Annotated in this window: 15 protein-coding genes and 1 pseudogene; 9 read left to right on the forward strand and 7 right to left on the reverse strand. The window is 60.9% G+C overall.

Translation table 11 applies throughout. The features are described 5' to 3' along the window. Positions 1–202 precede the first annotated feature (202 nt). On the forward strand, positions 203–3373 hold the full coding sequence (gene ileS, locus QP990_RS02750) for an isoleucine--tRNA ligase (RefSeq protein WP_284798324.1): 3171 nt from the start codon (positions 203–205) through the stop codon (positions 3371–3373). A gap of 69 nt (positions 3374–3442) precedes the next feature. Here ileS and QP990_RS02755 read toward each other — a convergent pair whose 3' ends face one another. The 4 genes from QP990_RS02755 to QP990_RS02770 form a co-directional block, all read right to left on the reverse strand. Next, complete coding sequence (locus QP990_RS02755; RefSeq protein ID WP_248099889.1) at positions 3443–4675, reverse strand: MFS transporter; 1233 nt, start codon at positions 4673–4675, stop codon at positions 3443–3445. Continuing rightward, positions 4672–5316, reverse strand: a complete 645-nt coding sequence (locus QP990_RS02760; RefSeq protein WP_248099891.1) for a GntR family transcriptional regulator — start codon at positions 5314–5316, stop codon at positions 4672–4674. Before QP990_RS02760 ends, QP990_RS02755 begins: the two co-directional genes overlap by 4 nt. Positions 5317–5381: 65 nt before the next feature. Then, entirely contained in the window at positions 5382–6005 is a 624-nt protein-coding gene (locus QP990_RS02765) for a metallophosphoesterase (RefSeq protein ID WP_248099893.1), read from the reverse strand. Further along, on the reverse strand, positions 5995–6144 hold the full coding sequence (locus QP990_RS02770; protein ID WP_248099895.1) for a hypothetical protein: 150 nt from the start codon (positions 6142–6144) through the stop codon (positions 5995–5997). Before QP990_RS02770 ends, QP990_RS02765 begins: the two co-directional genes overlap by 11 nt. Before the next feature lie 143 nt (positions 6145–6287). On the opposite strand from QP990_RS02770, the gene QP990_RS02775 reads away from it, so the two are divergent. Further along, positions 6288–7676: a DNA polymerase IV gene (locus QP990_RS02775; protein ID WP_284798330.1), complete on the forward strand. Its 1389-nt coding sequence runs from the start codon at positions 6288–6290 to the stop codon at positions 7674–7676. Between the two features lie 4 nt (positions 7677–7680). Here QP990_RS02775 and QP990_RS02780 read toward each other — a convergent pair whose 3' ends face one another. After that, positions 7681–8568, reverse strand: a complete 888-nt coding sequence (locus tag QP990_RS02780) for an asparaginase (protein ID WP_284798333.1) — start codon at positions 8566–8568, stop codon at positions 7681–7683. Positions 8569–8676: 108 nt separating this feature from the next. Between QP990_RS02780 and QP990_RS02785 the strand changes: the two genes are divergently transcribed. Continuing rightward, complete coding sequence (locus QP990_RS02785; RefSeq protein ID WP_239207534.1) at positions 8677–9327, forward strand: hypothetical protein; 651 nt, start codon at positions 8677–8679, stop codon at positions 9325–9327. On the opposite strand, the gene QP990_RS02790 is transcribed toward QP990_RS02785, so the two are convergent. Continuing rightward, complete coding sequence (locus QP990_RS02790) at positions 9328–10269, reverse strand: hypothetical protein (protein WP_023021221.1); 942 nt, start codon at positions 10267–10269, stop codon at positions 9328–9330. Between the two features lie 41 nt (positions 10270–10310). Between QP990_RS02790 and lspA the strand changes: the two genes are divergently transcribed. The 5 genes from lspA to QP990_RS02815 are packed head-to-tail and all read left to right on the forward strand — an operon-like array spanning position 10311 to position 13602. Beyond that, the gene (gene lspA, locus QP990_RS02795) at positions 10311–10802 is read left to right on the forward strand and encodes a signal peptidase II (protein ID WP_034655419.1); all 492 of its coding nucleotides are present in this window, start codon (positions 10311–10313) and stop codon (positions 10800–10802) included. Then, a complete protein-coding gene (locus QP990_RS02800; protein ID WP_284798336.1) occupies positions 10795–11721 on the forward strand; it encodes an RluA family pseudouridine synthase in 927 nt (308 codons plus the stop codon). Before lspA ends, QP990_RS02800 begins: the two co-directional genes overlap by 8 nt. Beyond that, positions 11718–12254, forward strand: coding sequence for a hypothetical protein (locus QP990_RS02805; protein WP_284798338.1), 537 nt, complete (start codon positions 11718–11720; stop codon positions 12252–12254). The genes QP990_RS02800 and QP990_RS02805 overlap by 4 nt, the downstream gene beginning before the upstream one ends. A gap of 42 nt (positions 12255–12296) precedes the next feature. Beyond that, positions 12297–13319, forward strand: coding sequence for an HNH endonuclease signature motif containing protein (locus QP990_RS02810; RefSeq protein WP_284798341.1), 1023 nt, complete (start codon positions 12297–12299; stop codon positions 13317–13319). A 13-nt stretch (positions 13320–13332) separates the two neighbouring features. Further along, entirely contained in the window at positions 13333–13602 is a 270-nt protein-coding gene (locus QP990_RS02815; protein WP_023021226.1) for a hypothetical protein, read from the forward strand. Here the strand turns inward: QP990_RS02815 and rarD are convergent. Beyond that, positions 13589–14439, reverse strand: a pseudogene (rarD, locus tag QP990_RS02820) (EamA family transporter RarD). The gene QP990_RS02815 and the pseudogene rarD overlap by 14 nt on opposite strands. Before the next feature lie 45 nt (positions 14440–14484). Between rarD and dnaE the strand changes: the two are divergent. Continuing rightward, the gene (dnaE, locus tag QP990_RS02825; protein WP_284798344.1) at positions 14485–18057 is read left to right on the forward strand and encodes a DNA polymerase III subunit alpha; all 3573 of its coding nucleotides are present in this window, start codon (positions 14485–14487) and stop codon (positions 18055–18057) included. Positions 18058–18079: the final 22 nt, after the last annotated feature.

The following is an 18079-nucleotide window of genomic DNA, read 5'->3' on the forward strand; positions in this document are numbered from 1 at the left end:
CGCTATACTTTGTGCTACATGCAGTGATCCGGCCATCACCGGGGAGCAATTCAGAAGAACAGCCAGTGCGGCCTAGTAGAACTGAACGGGTGGGACCGTCAACTCCTTCACCGAAACGAAGCGGAGCCTTCGGGCTCAAGCAGGGTGGTACCGCGAGCCTGACAGGCGCGTCCCTGCACCGAGTGATGAGTGAAGGATTGTAATGGCGAAAAAGATTTACCCCAAGGTTGACATGACCGGAGGCTCAAGTCGCTTCCCGGATATGGAAGAGGAAGTTCAGAAGTACTGGAAGCAGGATGATACCTTCCAGGCTTCGCTAGAAAAGACAAAGGATTGCCCAGAATACATCTTCTATGATGGCCCTCCCTTTGCTAATGGCTTGCCGCACTATGGTCACCTGTTGACCGGTTATGTAAAAGATATCGTTCCGCGCTATCGCACCATGGCTGGCAATTACGTGCCTCGTGTCTTCGGCTGGGATACCCACGGTCTGCCCGCCGAGCTGGAAGCGGAAAAGCAGCTGGGTATTACTGATAAAGCGCAGATCGAGGACATGGGCTTGGAAAAGTTCAATGAATACTGCGCAAAGTCCGTGTTGGAATACACCGACGAGTGGGAAGAATACGTCAACCGCCAGGCCCGCTGGGTGGATTTTGACAACGGCTACAAGACCATGGACATCAACTACATGGAATCGGTCATGTGGGCGTTCAAGGAGCTTTATGACAAAGGCCTGATCTACAAGGGATTCCGCGTCCTTCCTTACTCTTGGGCAGAGCATACTTCTCTGTCCAACCAGGAGACCCGACTGGATGACTCCTATAAGATGCGTCAGGACCCGACCCTGACGGTTACCTTCCCTGTGGACGGCGCTCGTGAGGGAAGCGCGGCAGAAAAGACACTGGCGGAGCACCCCGCGCTTGCCGACGCCTCCTTCCTCGCCTGGACCACCACCCCCTGGACCTTGCCTTCTAATGAGGCATTGGCGGTTCACCCAGAGGTCTCTTACGTGCTCTTTAGGGCCACCGACGGCGATTTTTCCGGTCGTACCTTCATCATGGCGGAAAACCTGCTGGCTACCTTGGAAAAGGAACTAGGTGAGGCCGAGGTACTGGAGACCTTCACCGGCGCGCAGCTCGAGGGCTTTACCTATGAGCCGATCTTTGGTTTCTTCCCGGATTTGCGCAATGCTTACCAGGTATTGGTCGCTGATTATGTCACTACCGAGGATGGCACCGGCGTGGTTCACCAGGCTCCGGCGTTTGGTGAAGACGATATGAATACCACTAACCAGTACGATATCGAGCTGGTTATCCCAGTGGACGAGGACGGCAAGTTCACCTCGCAGGTACCGCCGTATGAGGGACAGCTGGTTTTTGATGCCAATAAGGACATCATCAAGGACTTGAAGGCCGCTGGGCGAGTGGTGCGCCACGTGACCATCGAGCACTCTTACCCGCATTCGTGGCGCTCGGGTGAGCCGCTAATCTACATGGCTCTGCCAGCCTGGTTTGTGAAGGTAACCGAGTTCCGCGATCGCATGGTGGAGCTCAACCACAATGAGATCGAGTGGCTGCCGGAGCACATTCGGGACGGTCAGTTTGGCAAGTGGCTCGAGGGTGCGCGCGACTGGAATATCTCGCGTACCCGCTACTGGGGTGCGCCTATCCCGGTGTGGATGTCCGATGATGACAATTACCCACGCATGGATGTCTACGGCTCCTTGGATGAGCTGGAGCGTGACTTCGGCGTCCGCCCGGAGTCCCTGCACCGCCCGCACATCGATGAGTTGGTGCGCCCGAACCCGGACGATCCAACCGGCAAGTCTATGATGCGTCGCGTGCCGGACGTATTGGACTGCTGGTTCGAGTCCGGCTCGATGCCGTTCGCGCAGAAGCACTACCCCTTCGAGAATAAAGAGTGGTTTGAAACCCACTCGCCGTCTGACTTCATCGTGGAGTACTCCGGTCAAACGCGTGGCTGGTTCTATGTGATGCACGCGCTGTCCACCGCGCTGTTTGATCGTCCGGCATACAAGAAGGTCGTAGCCCATGGCATCGTGCTGGGCAACGATGGCCTCAAGATGTCCAAGTCCAAGGGCAATTATCCAAACGTCAATGAAGTCTTTGACCGTGACGGTTCGGATGCCATGCGCTGGTTCCTGATGTCTTCGCCTATCCTGCGCGGTGGCAACCTCATCGTGACCGAGCAGGGCATCCGCGAGGGCGTGCGCCAGGCTATCTTGCCTATTTGGAACGCCTATACTTTCCTGCAGCTCTACGCGGAAAAAGAAGCCAAGTTCGACACCACCTCTACGCATGTTTTGGACCGCTATATCTTGGCCAAAACCCACGATGTCGTAGCTAAGGTGGACGCGGCGCTTGCCGATACCGATATCGCTACGGCAACCGAAGAGGTACGCCTGTTTGCAGACGTTTTGACCAACTGGTACGTGCGTCGCTCGCGCGAGCGATTCTGGGAGGGCGAGGAAGCCCATCCTGAGGCCTTCAATACCTTGTACACCGTGTTGGAAACCGTGACTCGCGTGGTCGCGCCGCTTTTGCCGCACGTGGCGGAAGTTATCTACCGCGGGCTAACCGGCGAGCGTTCTGTGCACTTGGCGGATTTCCCGCAGGCCGCGGATTACCCAGCCGATGCAGATCTGGTGTCTGCGATGGATGCGACCCGTGCGGTGGCCTCGGCGGCATCGTCGGTGCGCAAGTCCAATAAGTTGCGCAACCGGTTGCCGCTGCCGAAGCTGACGGTGGCTCTTGCAGGGGCACAGCGTTTGGCGGACTTTGCCGATATCATTCGCGACGAGGTCAACGTTAAGGAAGTTGAGCTTACCGATGATGTCGATTCGGTGGGCACCTTCCAGGTAGTCTGCAACGCCAAGGTCGCCGGCCCGCGCTTGGGCAAGGACGTGCAGCGCGCCATCAAGAACCTCAAGGCGGGCAATTATGAGCGCCGCGGCGATGAGGTCGTGGTTGACGGCGATATTGTGCTTGGTCCGGATGAGTACACGGAGCGCCTCCAGGCAGCGAACCCGAAGTCGACCGCGCGTATCGAAGGGCTCGATGGCCTTGTGGTACTCGATACTGAAGTGACCGAAGAGCTCGAGGCTGAAGGCTGGGCGGCGGACGTTATCCGTGGCCTCCAGGATGCCCGCAAGGCTTCTGGGTTCGAGGTCTCGGATCGCATCGCGGCCGTACTTGCCGTACCGGAGGCGAAGAAGGCATGGGCTGAGCGTCACGCCGACCATATAGCCGGTGAAGTACTCGCCACCGACTTCCAAGTGACCACCGAGGCGCTTGATGGCGAGGGCGTGCACGAGGTGGTTAAGGGGGTTAGCGCTACCGTCGTCAAGCAGTAGCGCGCTAGCTGCCACCTAAAAATAATTGCCCAGCCGGCGTGGCTGGGCAATTTTTATGAGTGATAGGACTTAGCGGACTGGACCGGGCAGGTGAGCGCGCCAGCCGAGGACCGCGTTAACTAGGCAGCACAGTGCAAGCACGGCGCCAATGAGGAATAGGGTGGTAAAGCCGAGCAGCGGGGCGAGCGCGCTGAAGGCCATGGGGATAAAGAAGCCGGTGTAGGACACCGAGTAGTACACGGCGGTGAGGCCAGCGAGTTCTTCAGGGCGGGCGATGCGCTGGACCTCGGATAGACCGGCGACAAGGGCTAGGCCATATCCTGCACCCATGACGGCTGCGCCGGCGATACCGAGCGGCAGCGAACGGGTACTAGAGGCAACCGCACCGAGGATGGTGCCTACGGTGATAACTCCCATTGCCACCGCGGAAGCACGGGCGGACCGGCTGGTGTCAATGACCTTGCCGAGCATTTGGACGCCAACGCCGCAGCCCAAGGTGATAACAGTCATGAGGCCGGAGAAAGCAATGGGTGCTTCACTGGCAGACTTGGACAAAAGTTGGGGCAAGAGCGCGTAGGCGGCACCAGCGCAGCCGAAGACCCACGGTGCTACCGGCAAGACGATGCGCACGAAGCGGCGGTGTGCTGCGGAGGGAATGTGCAGCATGCGCAGCATGTCGCGGATGCTCAAGTCAAGGAAGGTGTCTTTTACCGTAGCGCCACGTGGCGGGCGAGTCTCCGGTGTCTTCATCAACCAGATAGCGGTGGCGACGGTGAGCAGGATGTGCAGGATATAGGCTAGGTGGGTAGGCCATGGCCCCCACTGGGCCAGCACCGAGGCGAGGCCAGCCCCGATGAGGAAACCGAGGGTCAGGCACATCGAAGCGTGGCGCGGTCCAGCGGCGGGGTCGCCGCCGGCGCGGGTGATAAGCTCCGCCACCCACGTGGAGCCGACCGCCATGACGATGCCTAGAGCTAAGCCACACATGATGCGGCCCACGGCGATGACGAGTGGCTCGTTCGGTGCGATGGATAGAAGGAAGGAACCTAGAAGCGATAGTGGTGCGGCAGGCAGCATCGTGGGGCGGCGGCCGATGTAGTCAGAAAGCGGGCCAGAGATAAGCAGTGCAGGCACGATGCCGAGCACATAAGCGGCTAGGAGCCCGTTGACGGTGACCTGCGAGAAGTGTGATTGCTCGCGGTACATAACTAGGAGAGGGGTGAACTCATTGCCTCCCCACGCCACGGCAACCATGCTGCCGGCGACGGGAAACCATGAGTGTTTGGCAAACTTTTCGGTCATAGTTGATTCCTCGAGTTGGTTAGGTGGGTATCCAATGCAGAAAGGTAGGCGTCGAGGTCGCCGGTGCGGAGGGCATCGGCAAGCGTGCGGTGCTGATCCACGAAGGTGCGGGCGCGGGCCACGTTGCGGCCAATGGCTGTGGCGGTAAAACGCTGTTGGCGCTCGCGCAACTGGTGTCCCAGTCCCGCCAGCAGGCTATTCGCCCCGCCATCCATGATGATCTGGTGGAAACGTGCGTCCAGCTGGGCATAGGCGCGTAGGTCTGCGCCATCCAACGCCGTGTCTTGTTCCGTGATGGTCGCGTCTAGCTGATCAGCGATGTCCGCGCGCTCGGCATCAGGCATGGCGCAGATTTTCTCAGCGCAGTGCCTGTCTACGAGTAAGCGCGCCTCATAAACCTCGCGGATTTCCTGCGGGCTAATCGGCACGATAAGTGCACCTCGCCTGGGATAGAGCTGGAGGAAGCCTTCGACCTCTAGGCGCAGGAAAGCCTCGTGCATTGGGGTGCGACTAATCCCCATCTCGGTAGCCAGGGAGGCCTCGGAAAGCATCTGCGAGGGCTCGAAGGAGCCGTCGATGATCTTCTCTTTGACGAAGTCATAGGCGCGCTCCGCAGCGGGCTGCATTCGTTCATTGGACATGCATCCATCTTGCATACAAGCTTGCATGCAAGCAAGCGTGAAGGTGTACTTTGTGGGGAACGAATCTAGTTAGGCAATCGTGTGACGTGGCACGTATCGGGGTCGAAGAGTAAGCCGTTGCCCATGCCGACCCAGCCGATGAAGGGGGCGTCGGCAAGCGTGAGCGGCGAATGTACATGTCCAAGGATCCAGGCGTCGGCACCGCAAGCCCGTAGCTGGTCTACAGAAAGTGGTAGACAGATGGCGTGGGAAAACTCGCCGGTGACGGAGGAGTGCAGGAGGCCAAGAAAGGGTGCGTCGCTGGGTCGCGGCGGAAGCTGGAGGCGGCGCAGGTCCGGATCGGTTGCGGCCGCTGCGCTAAGCACTGTGGTCTCCCCAATCTGAAAGGTATGTACTTGCGTGCTATGCACGGTGACCTCGGGCGGGAAGTCTAGCTCATGGTGAGTATCGTGATTTCCGGAAATGAAGTGGACTTCGTTGAAAAGCTCGACAGCACGGTCCAAAACGGTGCGGACCTGGGGCACACACTCGCTCGCTGTGGCATTACGGTCGATGATATCGCCTAGGCACACGCACGCCGTAGCACCGCTATTGGCGGCAGCCTCAAGTTCTTGAAGGGCCCAGCGCAGTCCAGGGGAGTCAGGGTGGCCTAGGTGCAGATCGGCAAAGACAAAGATGCTAGCGGGCATGTGCGGTCTTTCGGGTGCGCCACCACGTGCTAGCTACCAAGTCAACGGTGGACTTGCCGCGGAGATTGGTCTCGGGGCAGGCCTTATTGCCGGCGAATTCGCGCTTTCTGCCGCGCAAGACTACGTGTGGTGAGTTCATATCTAGAAAATGCCTTCCTTAAAAAGGACCCGTAAAAGATAAAACCGTGACATTGCAGGGGAGTGGCCCGAAGATGGAAAGCAATCAAAGCTTTAATTAACGGCACATAAACGCTCTGGGGGACGCCTATTAGACTGGGCTGCATGCAACGCTGGGTTCTACACATCGACATGGACGCATTTTTCGCCTCCGTCGAGCAGCTGACCCGGCCTACGCTGCAGGGGCGCCCGGTTTTGGTGGGCGGTACCAGCGGGCGCGGCGTGGTGGCAGGCGCCTCCTACGAGGCGCGCGTGTACGGTGCGCATTCGGCCATGCCGATGTACCGCGCGCAGCAGCTCGTTGGGCTGCGCGCGGTAGTGGTGCAGCCGCGCCGAGTGGTCTACTCCGCTGCCTCGCGCCGGGTATTCGACATCATCGCGCAACACGTGGAGGTCATCGAGCAACTTTCCATCGACGAGGCCTTTATGGAACCCGCCGCCCTGCAAGGCGCGAGCGCGGATGAGGTCAAGCGCTGGGCGGATGAATTGCGCGCGCTCATCCGTAAGGAGACGGGGCTGCCGTGCTCCATCGGTGCGGGTTCGGGTAAGCAATTTGCCAAGATTGGCTCAGGCGAGGCGAAACCCGATGGCACCTTCGTCATCCCGGCCGAGCGCCAGCTTGAGATGTTGCACCCGCTTGCGGTGAACAAGCTATGGGGAGTCGGCCCAGTGACCGGCGCGAAGCTGAATTCCATTGGGGTGGAAACCATTGGACAGCTCGCGGCGATGACGCGCAAGGAAGTGGAGATTTCTATCGGCAGCGTGGTAGGTCTGCAGCTGTGGCAGCTGGCCCGCGGTATTGATGACCGAGAGGTAGCGCCGCGCGCTATTTCTAAGCAGATTTCTACCGAGCACACCTACCCGAAGGATTTGCTAACCGTGCCGGAGGTCGATGCAGCTATAGCCCGCGCGGCGGAGGGCGCGCACCGCCGGCTGCTCAAGGACGGGCGTGGCGCACGCACCGTGACGGTGAAGCTGCGCATGGCGGACTTTCACATCGAGTCACGCTCAACTACCTTGCCGTACGCGACTGACGACGCCGCCGTGCTCACCGCCGCCGCTTTCAAGCTCGCCCGCTATCCCGATGAGCTCGGGCCCATTCGCTTAGTGGGAGTAAGCTATTCCGGGTTAGAAACCGCCCGCCAGGACGTGCTCTTCCCGGAATTGGACCGCGAAATCGTGCGGCCCGCACCGGCAGATACGGACTATGAAACCGGGGTGAGCGATGACGTTACGCCGCCAGTACCGACACCGACGGTGACGGTGGAAGAAGAAACCGATAACCAGTGGCACGCAACGCAGGACGTATTCCACCCCGAATACGGCCACGGCTGGATTCAGGGCGCCGGGCATGGGGTAGTGAGCGTGCGCTTTGAAACCCGTGCCACGGGGCCCGGCCGTACCAAGTCATTCGCGGCCGATGACCCCGCGCTCGTGCCGGCGGATCCGCTCGACTCGCTTGATTGGCAGGATTGGCTCACCGCCGAAGACTAAGCATTTACTGTCGGAATAGCTCAGCTGGGTCGGTGCCAGTGGCCAGTGCCGCTGCCAGCAAGATTCGCGCCTGGCTCGGGCGGAAAGACCCGGCGTTAATAGCGCCCAGTTTCCCAAGGCTCGCGCCACCGCCGTCGCCGCCGTAGGCCAGCGCTGTTGGGCCGTAGGGCGTGCGGGTAGAAATGACGACGGGGAGGCCGGCGCGGAGGGCGTCGGCAAGCGCGCGGCCCATGTCCTCGCCCATATTGCCCGAGCCCATGGCCTCGATAATGAGGCCGCTGGCAGGGGAATTGGCGGCGGCATCAACCAGCAGGCGCCCGGCCCCCGGATAGGCTGGGATGATCTCCACCGGATGCGGCGCCAGCGGGGCAGGAGCTAGGCGCGGCGTGGTGCCAGGGATACCCAGAGACTCGAATCCGCGCAGGTCACTGGTGTGTCGCTTGCGCGCACCGCGCGCCGGAATGCTCGCACCCCCAAAGCAGAGGAATACCCCGGCGCGCCCGCTGGCTGCAAGATTGCGGGCATCGCGCAGGTTGCTAGGGCCGTCCGCCGCGGGGTGATCGTGGGAACGCTGCGCACCAGTAAGCACGATGGGCTTTGCACCGCTACAGAAAATCTCCAGCGCCAACGCGGTCTCTTCCATCGAGTCGGTGCCATGGGTGATGATTACACCGTCGATGTCCTCCCGCGACGTTTGGGAATTAACCACCGCGATGAGCTCATCGAGGTCCGCCAAAGTGATAGAGGAGGAGTCGAGTTGCCGAAACTCCACTACCTCGGCGTCGATATCTGCGGCTAGGGTCGCGCCGGAGACGGTGGGAACAAGGGAACCATCGGCTGTGGTGGTACACGCTATTGTGCCGCCGGTGGCGATCAAAGCAATTCGGGTCATGTATCTAAGGTTAAAGAAATCTGCGTCCACGCGGCGGGCGCAATCCGGAAAAGGGTGGTGCAGCTGTAAACTGATGGGAGTTTGGAACCCACACGTGAGGAGTTAGAAGTGAAATTCCGCAAGTTTAGCGCCGCGTGCCTCGCACTGACCGCGGCTACCGCCCTGGCCGCCTGCTCTTCCGACGATGAGCAGGACAATTCCGCCGCCGCCAACACCGAGGCACAGGAATCCGCTTCCTCGGACGGCGATTCCGCCGCCCCCGCGCTGCCGTCCCCGGCCGACCTAAACGCAATTTTGGCCAAGGCCACCGACCCCAATGCCTCCGAGCAAGAAAAGACCTCCACCGTGCAAGGCGGCGAGACCGCGCCGGAAATCTTTGACACTATGGCAAAGTCCAAGGCGGAATCCGGCGCTGAATTCGAGGTCGTTGATCCTGTACTGCCGGGCTATGACCCGCAGTCCGTGCTTACCACCGTGAACTTCACCACCGCTGACGGCCAGCAGCAGACCGCAGAACAGGTGGAGTTTGTGTATGAAAATGGCACCTGGAAGCTTTCCAAGGCTTGGGCTTGCACGCTTATCCAAAACACGGTGCCGCCAGAGCAAGTTCCAGAAATGTGTGCGGACACTGGCGCCGGTGCCTCCGCACCTGCCCCGGCTCCGGCCGAGGGCGACGGTGCACCCGCGGAAGGCGATGCCCCCGCTGCTGGTGCCGAGCAGGCCCCGGCAGAGGCTCCTGTAGAAGCCCCGGCCGAGTAACTAGGAAAAGTTCAGCTCCGTCAGGCTCGACTGCACCACGCGCAGCTCCGAGCCGGCGGCACCATAAATGACCTTAGTGTCGAAAGACACGTCACCGTCTACGGGCAGCGGCTTGCTCAAATCCACCGTGATGCTGCCCTTGGATTTGGTGCTGGAATCTAAAACCTTGAGCTCTTTGTTCTCCAGCTCCGTGCCCTGGGCCTGGCCTTCAAAGGACAGTGCGCCTAGCGAGGGCCGCTGTTCTACCTCTACGTTTAGTTTCACTCGGTCGCCATCGATGGAATCGACCGTATAGCGCGTGGTCTGCAGCAGGGTAGACTCGCCGGTCACACGCGAATCCACCGACCAGCTCGCGCCCTTGCCCACCTCCTCGGTAGGGAAAACTACGGGTAGGGCCGTCAGCTTCATAATCGCCTGTTCGACGGAGCCGCGGGCATCATCCGTGGCATTCTGGGGCGCAGCTAGGCGCAGCGAATTCATCTGGCCGGTGTCCTGGCCACGCCAACCGAATTGGAATCCCTCCGCCGAGGAGACGTCTTTATCTCCGGTAGATTCTGGAGTTCCGGCCGTGACGAAGGCATTGCGGCTGGCTGGTAGCTGGTCTTCGACGTCCTCGCTGGCCTTTTCTACCTTGGCCGATAGCGGCAGGGTAGTAGTGGTGGAATCGACGTCGGCGGCCTGAAACTTCTCAGCTGCGGACTTTTTGAGCAGGTCCTGCGCAAAGCCCTCGGTAACGCGGTAGTTTAGGTCCTGCGTGGAGTCGATATCGCGGTATTCCAGGAGTTTTTTCTCTCCGGTTCCGGGATTGTCCACGGTGACGCGCGGGGCGTCGATGGTCAGGCCTACGGGTTGTTCCACCGCCGGGCCTGGCTTTTCAGAGGAACACGCCGTAAGCGCTACGGCGGCTGTGGTCAGGGCTGCAAAAACTTTGACTCGAAACACGCTTACCAAAATACCGGACGCTCCCGTTTAGAATAGACCGGGTGAGTCAAAAACGAAGGAGCAAGACAGGACTTATCGCCGCAGTAGTCATTGCCGTGGCGCTGGTGGATCAAGCCGTGAAGCAGGTAATGCTCTCCATCCTTAACGAGGGCGAACCCTTGCCGGTGATTGGGGACTGGTTCCGTTTTACGCTGCTTTTTAATCCTGGTGCCGCCTTTTCCATGGGCGGGGAGGGATCTACGTGGCTGTTTACTACCATCCAATTGGTCTTTGTGCTCGGCGTGGCCGTAGCCGCCCCGCGCATTACCCACTCCGGTCAGGCAGTAGGCCTAGCGCTCATTGCTGGCGGTGCGCTGGGTAATTTTGCCGACCGCATCTTCCGCGCCCCCGGCTTCTGGTTCGGGCACGTGGTGGACTATATTTCGGTTGGCTCTTTCGCCGTGTTCAATATCGCAGATGCGGCTATCACCTGCGGAGTGGTGCTTTTCATTATCACCATGGTGCTGGAGGAAAGGAAGGCCGAGCATGAATAGGCAGATGCGCAGCTTCCCCATCCCCGAAGGGCTAGAAGGCATGCGTGCCGACGCCGCCCTGGCCAAGCTCCTTGGCCTCTCCCGCAGCGCCACCGCGCAGCTATGTGCCGAAGGCAGCGTCACCATCGATTCCCAGGAGCTGGGCAAGTCCGAGCGTTTGATTTCCGGCAACGTGGTCTCCGTGCTTTTGCCGGAGCCAGAAAAGCCGCTGCTGCCGCGCGAAGAGCTGGTCGAGGGCATGGACGTGCTCTACAGCGATGCCGATATCATCTGCGTGCATAAGCCGGTGGGCGTGGCCGCGCACCCCAGCGTGGGTTGGGACGGGCCGACGGTGATCGGCGGGCTGCGCGCGGCCGGCTATACCGTGGCTTCGTCCGGGCCGACCGAGCGCCAGGGAATCGTGCACCGCCTCGATGTGGGTACATCTGGCGTGATGGTCGTGGCTTCCTCGGAGCGCGCCTACTCTGCGCTCAAGCATGCCTTTAAGTATCGGAGCGTGAAAAAGACTTACCACGCTGTGGTCCAAGGCCTGCCAGATCCCATTGAGGGCACCGTCGATGCGCCCATCGGCCGCCACCCCAAGTCGGGCTGGAAATTCGCCGTGCTTGACGACGGCAAAGCGGCCGTCACCCATTACAGCCTCATCGAGGCCTTCCGCGAGGCCAGCCTTATCGAAGTGCACCTGGAGACTGGCCGCACCCACCAAATCCGCGTCCACATGTCTGCCACCGGGCACCCGTGCGTGGGCGATCCCATGTACGGCTCCGATCCGAACCTGGCCAAGCGCCTTGGACTCGAGCGGCAGTGGCTCCACGCGGTAAAACTCGGCTTTACCCACCCCGGCACCGGCAAATGGTTCGAGATTCAGGCACCATATCCAACCGACCTCGATCATGCCTTGGAGGTGCTGCGGGGATGAGGGAGGTCTACCGGCGGCGTCGGCTAGCGGCGTTGGCGGTGCTCGCGGTGCTTTTTCTGGCGGTGCTCGCGCTCTTCGGTGCCTTGGGGACACAGGCTTCTTCGCAGGTGCAAGGAGACCAGCTCGGCCCGGATGGGGAATCGCGAGCGGAATATATTGCGCGCGTGGCGGGCAGCGACATTCCCAATGAGCCTGCCTACGCCCTGGTTACCTTCGACGAGGATCTGCCGCCCGTAGCCGCCGCGGCCGCCGTTGCCGCAGCCCCGCGCATGGACGCCATCCTTATCGGATCCACCGCCCCCATCGACGTCCCCGAACCTACAGCCGGTGAGGATCGCGCCGCTGTCATCCAGCGCGCCTTCGACCGCATCGGTGCCTCCTATGGGCAGCGTCCCACCGCGGTGAGCGCGGCCGTGGTGTGGGGGTCGGGCGCCCAGCTTGCCGACGTCGCCTCCACCCCCTCCGTCGCCGCCGTCGAACCCGCGCCTGCCGACGCCGCCTGGGGCAGCTTCGCTATCCGCCCTCCCAGCTAATTTCGCCTTCTGTGCCCCCGCAGCGCTTTTAGCATCAGGGGCATGGAACATATACGGGCCTATATCGCGGCACTCAACTCGGCAATGGATATCCTCGCCGAGGCCGCCGCCGTTTCTGCTGCCGACCTTGCCGCCGCCGGCATGCCCGATGCCGCAGCGGACAATATTGCCCAGCTCGCGCAGGTCTACTTCGGCCCCACCAGCTTTCGCCGCCGCCAACGGCGCGCGGTGGATGGGGCGCGTCTTAACAGGCATTCACTGCCGACGCTGGAGGTCATCGAAAAGCATGCTCGGCGCGCGCCCACCCAAGCCCGCGCCTGGGCCCTGCGCGCCGAGCTCACCCATATCGCGTGCGATACGCGGGAGATGGAAAGGCGTGCCCGCAAGAAGCTGCGTGAGATGCGCGCGCCGCGCGAACCCAAGCCGGGGGTGCGGTTGCGGCGCCGCGCCGCCGGAAAGCCGTGGACGCTGTCTATTACCGGCCCTTCCGCGCTGATTGCAGAACTCCACCAGCATGCCGGCTCGCTTGCCGACGTCGCCTCTTTCTTCCGCACCGGCGCCTCTACCTCTACCGTGCGCACTAATGTTGTGGTGCCACTAGATAAATTGGTCGGCGTGGCCCATGGCAGTGATGATGTGGTGCTGACCATGACCAACGGCGCGCAGATAACCGGTGCCGAATTGGCCCAGCGCGCGCTGGCAGAGGAGGGGTTTGTCACCCTGCTGCATCCCGTGGAAGGTCCGGTGAATCTGTACCGCATGCGCCGCGGGGCGACCTGGAAGCAGTTTATGATGGCCGCGGCGGAAAACCCCACCTGCCCGGTTAAGGGCTGCCACAAGCCTGCCGATGAGTGCCAAGTCCACCACATATTCAGCTGGGCCGGCGGCGGGTGGACGAACGCGAAGAACCTCACCACCGCCTGCGCTTATCACAATGGCCGCAATGACGATCATCGCACCGGCCCGCCGCGCAACGGACGCTTTGAGCGCACGGCCCACGGCGTGCGCTGGGTCAACCCCTGGGAAGAGCCCCCGCCGGATCTGGTTGACACTAGCCCTACCTAGGTAGGCTAGACCTATGTTCTCGCAGCAGCCTTTTTCGCAGTGGATGCCCAACTACAAGTTTGCTTATATCGCCGCCTGGGTTGCGGCGGTGGTCTCCGGCATCGCACTGCTTATTGGCCTCGTTTCCGGCGGCACCCCGATGACGCTGGTGTTTTCGGGGATCGTGTGTGCCTATGGCATCTTCCTTATCGCAGTGATGCCCCGCTGGGCACTAAAAGCGGAGGAAGAGCAGGCCGCACGACGCCGTGCTCGCGCTGCCCGCGAGGAACTCAAGCGCTCCTAGCCATGCGCACTAGGTCGACCACGTAGATTGCTACGGCTAAGCCGATGATGCCGAAACCGATCCACCGGTGGGTCGAAAAGTGCTCGTGGGTGACGAAAAGCGCCCATAGCATTTGCATGATGGGGGTGAGGTATTGGAGCATGCCGATCGTCGATAAGCGTAGCGTCCGCGCGCCCTCTGCAAAGCAAAGAAGCGGCAGTGCGGTGATTAAGCCGGCGCTCACCAAAAGCAGCGCGTGGCCGGTTCCTTCGCTAGCGAAGGTGCCCTGGCCGCTACTTTCTAGCCACAGGATGTAGCCCACCGCTAGTGGTGACATCACGAGCGCCTCCGCTGCCACCGAGACGGCCGAGGATACCCGCACCTGCTTTTTGAGCAGCCCATAAATCCCGAAGCTGAAGGCCAATAACAGCGAAATATAGGGCGCCTGGCCGGTAAAGAATGTCAAATACAGCACCGCGATGGCCGCAACCCCCACCGCGCCGGCCTGCCACGGCCGCAGCCGCTCTTTCAAAAACACCATGCCGAGGGCAACTGATACGAGGGGATTGATGAAGTACCCCAGCGCCGCATCGGCTACGTGGTTGCTATTAATCGCCACCACGTAGGTGCCCCAATTAGCCGTGATGAATACTCCCGCGGCCGCGAGCCAGCCCCACGTGCGCTTGTCCATGCGCACTAACTCGCGCCATCGGCCGGCGAGGCACAAAAATCCCGTGACCAACACCGCGGTCCACAGCACGCGGTGGGCCAAGATTTCTAAAGGCGATGCCGGCAACAAGAGAGGGAAGAACGCGGGGAAAATCCCCACATGATGTAGGCGGCCAGCGTGTAGAGCATCACAAAATAATAGCCCATTTTGACCGCCCCGCTATGATGAGCCGCATGGCCAAAAACTCCTCCTTCGTCCACCTGCACAACCACACCGAGTTTTCCATGCTGGACGGCATGGCCAAGGTCGATATGCTGGCAGACGAGGTGGTCCGCCAGAAAATGCCGGCCGTAGGCATGACCGACCACGGCAATATGTACGGCTCCGATGCCTTCTACCGCCGCATGACCGGCGCCGGTATCAAGCCCATTATCGGCATCGAGGCGTATATGGCACCGGAGTCTCGCTTCAATAAAAAGCGCGTGCTGTGGGGCACACCGGACCAAAAGCGCGACGATGTTTCCGCTTCCGGCGCCTACCTCCACCAGACAATGATTGCGGAAAACGCGACCGGCCTGCGCAACCTTTTTACCCTGTCCTCGTTGGCCTCCTATGAGGGCCAGCTGGGCAAGTGGCCGCGCATGGATGCTGAGCTCATCGCGGAGCATGCTGACGGCATCATTGCCACCACCGGCTGTCCTTCGGGCGATGTCCAGACCCGACTGCGCCTAGGCCAGTTCAATGAGGCGCTTGAGGCTGCGGCCATGTGGCAAGACATCTACGGCAAAGATAACTTCTTTTTGGAGTTGATGGACCATGGGCTGGACATCGAAAAGCGCACGCGCGATGGCCTATTAGAGATCGGCCGCAAGCTGGACCTGCCGCCGCTGGTGACCAACGACTGCCACTACGTTTTGGAATCCCAGGCGCCGGCGCACGAGGCGATGTTGTGCGTGCAGACCGGCAAGACCTTTATGGACCCTGATCGCTTCAAGTTCGGCGGCACCGGCTACTACATTAAATCGGCCGCGCAGATGCGCGAGACCTGGGACGATATGATTCCAGATGGCTGCGATAACACGCTGTGGATTGCCGAGCGTGTACAAGACTATGGCGAGATTTGGGAAGAACACACCCACGATCGCATGCCTATTGCCGACGTCCCCGAGGGCCACACCCCAACTTCCTGGCTCACCCACGAGGTTATGGAGGGCCTGCAAGCTCGCTTCCCCGGTCAGGATGTTCCGGAGGAGTACATCGAGCGCGCGAAGTATGAGATTTCCGTTATTGAGATGAAGGGATACCCGTCCTACTTCCTTATCGTGGCCGAGCTCATCAAGCACGCGCGCTCGGTGGGCATTCGTGTGGGGCCAGGCCGTGGTTCGGCGGCCGGCGCGCTTGTCGCTTACGCGCTGACCATTACCAATATCGACCCCCTGGAACATGATCTCCTCTTCGAGCGATTCTTGAATCCCGAGCGCCCGTCCGCCCCCGATATCGATATCGACTTCGATGACCGCCGCCGCGGCGAAATGATCACCTACGCGGCCGAGCGCTGGGGCGAGGACAAGGTGGCGCAGGTGATTACCTTCGGCACGGTGAAGACGAAGCAGGCCATTAAAGACTCCGCCAAGGTGCACTTTGGCCAGCCTGGCTTCCAGATGGCCGACCGCATCAACGCGGCGTTGCCACCTGCGATCATGGCCAAAGATATTCCGCTTAAGGGCATCACGGACCCGGATCACGAGCGTTATTCTGAGGCCACCGAGGTTCGCCAGATGGTGGAATCCGACCCGGATGTGAAAAAGATTTATGACACGGCTAGGGGCTTGGAAGGCGTCGTCAGGCAGGCGGGCGTGCACGCCTGTGCGGTGATTATGGCCTCGGTCCGCCTCATGGACCACATCCCCATGTGGAAGCGCCCAGCCGACGGCGCCTACATTACTGGTTGGGACTACCCGGCGTGTGAGGCCATCGGCCTGCTGAAGATGGACTTTTTGGGCCTGCGCAACCTCACCGTTATCGGCGATGCGATTGAAAACATCAAGCGCAACCGCGGCGAAGAAGTTCACTTGGAGCAGCTGCATGCCGACGACCCCAAAGTCTCCAAGGTCTATGACCTGCTCTCGCGCGGCGATACGCTGGGCGTCTTCCAGCTCGACTCCGGTGGTATGCAAGAGCTGCTCAAGCGCATGAAGCCTACCGGCTTTAAAGATATTGTGGCATCCCTTGCGCTCTACCGCCCGGGACCGATGGGTGTGAACGCCCACTGGGACTATGCGGACCGCAAGAACGGCCGGAAGGAAATCACCCCGATTCACCCGGAGCTAGAAGAGCCGCTGAAGGAAATCCTGGATGAGACCTACGGCCTCATCGTCTACCAGGAGCAGATCATGCGTATCTCGCAGAAGGTCGCCAACTACACGGCCGGCGAGGCAGATGGCTTCCGTAAGGCGATGGGTAAGAAAAAGCCCGAAGTGTTGGCCCAGCAGTACGACAAGTTCTGGGGCGGCATGCAAGAAAACGGCTATTCAAAGTCCGCCATGGATGCGCTTTGGGGCACCATCGAGCCCTTCGCGTCCTACGCGTTTAATAAGTCCCACGCCGCGGGCTATGGCCTGGTGTCTTTCTGGACGGCCTACCTCAAGGCCTACTACGCACCGGAATACATGGCCGCGCTGTTGACCTCGGTGGGCGATAAGAAAGACAAGTCTGCCATCTACCTTTCGGACTGCCGCCACCTGGGCATTAAGGTGCTCCCGCCTTCCGTCAATGAGTCCGAAGAAGACTTCCAGGCGGTGGGAGAGGATATCCGCTTCGGCATGGGCGCTATCCGCAACGTCGGCTCGGAAGTGGTGGAATCCATCATTAAGTCGCGCCACGACAAGGGCGCGTTTACCTCGTTTGGTGACTACCTGGACAAGATCGAGCTGACCGCCTGTACTAAGCGCGTAACAGAAGCGCTCATCAAGGCCGGTGCCTTCGATGACTTGAACCACCCGCGCAAGGGTCTCATGCTCATTCATGAGGACGCGGTGGATGCAGTGCAAACCACCAAGAAGGCCGCTGATAAGGGCCAGTTCGATCTCTTCGCCGGAATCGGCGGAGGAGAAGATAACGAGGTCGCCAATGCCTTTGCCATGGATATCCCAGAAGATGAGTGGGACCGAAAACACGAGCTTGCCCTCGAACGCGAGATGCTTGGCTTGTACGTGTCCGGCCACCCGCTCGATGGCTTCGAAGAGGCGCTGGCCGCGCAAACGGATACCCCGCTGACTAAGATCCTCAACGATGAGGTGCGCAACGGCCAAGAGCTCATCATCGGTGGCATCATCTCGGGCGTGGACCGCCGCTTCTCCAAGCGCGATGGCTCCCCATGGGCCATTGTCACGGTGGAAGACCACAACGGCGCGCAGGTGGAAATCTTGGTATTCAACAAGGTCTACTCTCTCGTCGCCCCGCAGATTGTGGAGGACAACATCATCTTGGCACGCGTGAACGTCAAGATTCGTGATGAGCGGCGTTCCCTGTTCTGCTCCGATATTCGCGTCCCAGACCTCGGCCCGGGCGGGGGTGCGGGCCTGCCGCTGCGCCTGACTATGCGCACGGACCAGTGCACCATGGAAAATATTGCCCGGCTCAAGCAGGTTCTGCTCAAAAACCAGGGCGAGTCGGACGTGTATCTCGAGCTTGTCGACGGCTCCGAGTCCACCACCATGATCCTCGGCGACCACCTGCGCGTGGAACGCTCCGGCAACCTCATGGGCGATCTCAAAGCCACTATGGGCGCGGGCATCTTAGGCTGAATCTAATTTCGGTGGCCGGCGA

The organism is Corynebacterium sp. MSK071, assembly GCF_030232125.1.
Taxonomy (GTDB): Bacteria; Actinomycetota; Actinomycetes; order Mycobacteriales; family Mycobacteriaceae; genus Corynebacterium; species Corynebacterium kefirresidentii.